This window comes from Chryseobacterium sp. 2TAF14 (assembly GCF_052115105.1).
Lineage (GTDB): Bacteria > Bacteroidota > Bacteroidia > Flavobacteriales > Weeksellaceae > Chryseobacterium.
The window spans coordinates 1-3,317 of sequence record NZ_JBFRGA010000246.1 but is presented as its reverse complement, the minus strand read 5'-3'; the positions used below and the strand labels follow the sequence as shown (position 1 = coordinate 3,317).

The 3,317-nt window shown below is 35.4% G+C and carries 4 protein-coding genes; all 4 read right to left on the bottom strand.

The window, feature by feature from the left end:
* Positions 1-103: 103 nt before the first annotated feature.
* Positions 104-1,345: a sulfate adenylyltransferase subunit 1 gene (locus AB4Y90_RS16815; protein WP_441558721.1), complete on the bottom strand. Its 1,242-nt coding sequence runs from the start codon at positions 1,343-1,345 to the stop codon at positions 104-106.
* A gap of 62 nt (positions 1,346-1,407) precedes the next feature.
* On the bottom strand, positions 1,408-2,316 hold the full coding sequence (gene cysD, locus AB4Y90_RS16810; RefSeq protein ID WP_441558720.1) for a sulfate adenylyltransferase subunit CysD: 909 nt from the start codon (positions 2,314-2,316) through the stop codon (positions 1,408-1,410).
* A gap of 25 nt (positions 2,317-2,341) precedes the next feature.
* Entirely contained in the window at positions 2,342-3,034 is a 693-nt protein-coding gene (locus tag AB4Y90_RS16805; RefSeq protein ID WP_441558719.1) for a phosphoadenylyl-sulfate reductase, read from the bottom strand.
* An 86-nt stretch (positions 3,035-3,120) separates the two neighbouring features.
* Positions 3,121-3,317: Rrf2 family transcriptional regulator (locus tag AB4Y90_RS16800; protein ID WP_441558718.1), on the bottom strand; the 197-nt coding region annotated here is incomplete at its 5' end.

The following is a 3,317-nucleotide window of genomic DNA, read 5'->3' as shown; positions in this document are numbered from 1 at the left end:
TGCATTAAGAGAATATCTTTGATATTTTAAGAAACTGCTTAATTTGTTTACAAATCTTAAAATTTCTTTATTACTTATAGAACTTAATGGTTAAAGTCTTATGTTATAAAATCATTACCGCTCCAACGGTAGAATTACTCGTTTCATCAATTAGAATCGCATTTCCGGTTGATTTGCTTTCTTCAAAACTGTCAAAAACCAAAGGTGAAGCTGTTTTTAATTTTACTTTCACCACTTCATTCAATTTAATGCTTTCAGTAATTGGAGTTTGTTCTAAAGTATTGACATCAATTTTATATTCGATTTCTTTTATAATCGCTTTCAGGGTTTTGCTTTTATGCTGGATGAAATATTTATTGCCTTCGGTCAGTTCTTTTTTGTCGAGCCAGCAAACTACGGCTTCAAGCTCATTTTCAACTTTGGGTTGCTGATTGGTTTTTACTAAAAAATCTCCACGACTGATGTCGATATCATCTTCAATATGAATCACCGCTGGTTGATTGGTAAATACAAATTCAGTCTCCTTTCCACCGGTTTCAATTTTTGAAATCTTCGTCTGAATATTTTGCGGAAGAACCGTAATCTCATCACCTTTTTTATAAATTCCCGAAATCACTTCTCCGGCATAACCTCTGTAATCGTGCAGCTCATCGGTTTGTGGACGGATCACATACTGCACCTGGAATCTCGGATTTTCATTTTCCTGATTTCCATTAATTTCAACATTTTCAAGAAAGTCTAAAAGTGTTTCTCCGCTGTACCAATTGGTTTTCTCAGATTTAGAAACAATATTATCTCCATGAAATGCCGAAATCGGGAAATAACTGACGTTTTCGAGCTTCAGTTTTTTGGCAACCAATTCATATTGCGCTTTAATATCATTAAAAACTTCTTCAGAATAATCTACCAAATCCATTTTATTGATCGCAACCACCACGTTTTTCATTTTTAATAATGAAGCAATGATCGAATGCCTTCTTGTCTGCTCGATGACACCTTGTCTTGCATCGATCAGAATAACAATCAATTGCGAATTTGACGCTCCCGTAATCATATTTCGGGTGTACTGAATATGTCCCGGTGCATCTGCAATTATAAATTTCCTTTTCGGCGTTGAAAAATATCGGTACGCCACATCAATTGTGATTCCCTGCTCTCTTTCAGCTCTCAAACCGTCGGTTAAAATGGCAAGGTCAATTCCGTTTTCGTTTTTATTTTTTGATTGTTTTTCTAAAGCTTCAAGCTGGTCAATCAATATATTTTTGCTGTCGTAGAGAAGTCTTCCGATCAGCGTACTTTTGCCGTCGTCTACACTTCCTGCGGTGATAAATCTTAGTATGTCCATAAGTTTATTTATTAATGATAATTGATGAATGATCATTGATCAATTATCGCTTATCATTTATATTAAAAATAGCCTCCTTTTTTCCTATCTTCCATCGCGGCTTCGGTAACTTTATCGTCGATTCGGGTTTCGCCACGCTCGGAAATTTTGGAAGCGGTAATTTCGTTGACTACCTCATCCAAAGTTTCAGCTGAACTTTCAACAGCTGCGGTACAGGTCATATCTCCAACCGTTCTGTAACGGACTTTTTTGTTTTGAATCTTATCATTTTCATCAATTTGGATAAAATCTGAAACCGCAATTAATTGTCCATCATATTCAATGACATCACGATTGTGAGCGAAATAAATTGATGGAAGCTGGATATTTTCTTTTTTGATATAATTCCAAACGTCAAGCTCTGTCCAGTTTGAAATAGGGAAAACTCTTACGTTTTCACCTTTATTGATTCTTCCGTTGTAAATATTCCACAATTCAGGGCGTTGTAATTTAGGATCCCATTGTCCGAATTCATCACGGACAGAGAAAAATCGTTCCTTTGCTCTGGCTTTTTCCTCATCTCTTCTCGCTCCGCCAATACAGGCATCAAACTGAAATTCTTCAATCGTATCCAATAAAGTATGGGTTTGCAACCAGTTTCTTGAAGCAAATTTTCCTTTTGGCTCTGTTAATTTTTTAGCTTTAATCGTGTCTTCCACTTTTCGCACAATTAATTCGGCGCCAAGACTTTCGGCAAAATAATCTCTGAACTGCAACGCTTCAGGAAAATTGTGTCCCGTATCAATATGCACAAAAGGAAAAGGAATTTTCATCGGAGCGAAAGCTTTTTTCGCCAAATGAACCAATGTAATCGAATCTTTTCCGCCACTGAAAAGCAAGGCTGGTTTTTCAAACTGAGCCGCAATTTCACGCATGATATAAATGCTTTCAGCTTCTAGTTGTTCGAGATAGTCTAGTTTATATTCAGTCATTATTATTTGAAAAATTAAATTAAAATTAATGAGAATGCAGACCGCATTCCTTTTGTGAAGTTTCCCACCACCAACGTCCCGCTCTGGGATTTTCGCCCTCCACAATTGCTCTTGTACAAGGTTGACAACCAACACTGATGAAACCTTTTTTGTGTAAAGACAATTCCTGAACTTTATTTTGTTCTAAATAATTTAAAACATCCTGATACGTCCAGTTGATAAGCGGATTGTATTTGTAAAGTTTTCGTTCTTCATCCCACTCCAGAATCGGCATATTTTCACGGTTTTCAGATTGTTCGGAACGAAGTCCGGTAATCCAGACTTTGGCATTTTCCAAAGCTCGGTTTAGAGGTTTTACTTTCCGGATGAAACAACATTCTTTTCTGTTTTCTACAGAATGATAGAAAGCATTAATTCCTTTTTCAACGACATATTTTTCAACATCAGAAGGTTCGGGAAAATAAACTTCGGTTTTCTTTTGATAACGTGAATTATTTTTTGAAAGCAGATCGTAATGCTCATAAAAAAGTCTTCCCGTGTCTAACGTGAAAACTTTTATCGGTAAATTATTTTTGAAAACAGCATCTGTAATAACCTGGTCTTCCTGACCAAGCGAGGTTGAGAAAACAACCCCTTCTGAGAATTTAGAAGAAATAAAATCTAATCCTTCTTCCAAAGTAAGCTGCTGCAAAGTATCAATCTCTTCTTTTGAAAACATAATTTCCTGTTTGATACCAACAAATATCGAACAAAAATATTATCCTACCAAATAAGTAGACTTATAAAATCTAAATTATGATTTAATTAATCTATTAAATCTAAAAGTGTTTTTTCTTCCAAAATTTTAAGTGAAGCATCCCTTACTTCAATTAAAACATCATGCAAACTGCAATGATCTTCATTACAATCTGCACATTTTTCGTAAAAATTAAGACTTACGCACGGAAGTAAAGCAATTGGGCCATTCACCAAACGAATGATTTTCGCGAGCTTTACATTTT

Bases quoted from the DNA above. Each gene is read 5' to 3' on its own strand.
- AB4Y90_RS16815 (WP_441558721.1), bottom strand. From the start codon at position 1,345: ATGGACATACTAAGATTTATCACCGCAGGAAGTGTAGACGACGGCAAA.
- AB4Y90_RS16805 (WP_441558719.1), bottom strand. From the start codon at position 3,034: ATGTTTTCAAAAGAAGAGATTGATACTTTGCAGCAGCTTACTTTGGAA.
- cysD (WP_441558720.1), bottom strand. From the start codon at position 2,316: ATGACTGAATATAAACTAGACTATCTCGAACAACTAGAAGCTGAAAGC.